This window comes from Vibrio sp. YT-19(2023) (assembly GCF_033337395.1).
Genome location: NZ_JAWOQN010000710.1, coordinates 1 through 620 on the forward strand (window position 1 = coordinate 1; position 620 = coordinate 620).

At 44.4% G+C, this 620-nt stretch carries 1 pseudogene; it reads right to left on the bottom strand.

The features are described from left to right. Window positions 1-83 precede the first annotated feature (83 nt). Window positions 84-512 (bottom strand): annotated as a pseudogene (locus tag R7E78_RS28030) (HIT domain-containing protein). Window positions 513-620 lie beyond the last annotated feature (108 nt).

Here is a 620-nt window from a genome sequence, read left to right on the forward strand (position 1 = left end):
CGTGTCATTTCTGATGCGGCTTTTTCTTTTCTAATCAATAGCCTTGTCGATGGCAAGCAAATCTCATAGCGGCTGAATATTAATTAAGCTTTATGGAATATCGAGCTTAGCGACAATACATTTCCAATACGTTTGAGAATCTCATCTTGTTCTTTTTCGCTGCGAAACTCGCCGCTTGTGTTTCCCCAAATCGGCCCTGGCCATGCAACGTCGTCCTTAAAGCGTGCGATATGATGAATGTGTAGCTGCGGCACCATGTTACCAAGTGCGCCAAGATTCAACTTGTCAGGGCGGAAAGTCGCTTCGAGCGCTTGGCTTACCGCTTGTGACTCAAGTAAAAACTGTTGCTGCTCTTTCATCGGTGAGTGGTGCAGGGCTTTTAAGTTGGCACGGTTAGGGTTTTAGGTGACGCACGGCACTGCATTATCTTTATGTAGAAGTGCAACGCAAAGAGGGAAGTGGCCGATTACTGTGGTGTCTTTTGCCAATTGAGGGTGCAGTTCAAAACTCATTGTGGATATCCGATTCATTTCAATTTGAATTAGTATACGTCAGATAAAACAAAAGGTTGACGCTTTCACGTCAACCTTTGCAATCATTCAGCTTGTGCTACTTAAGTT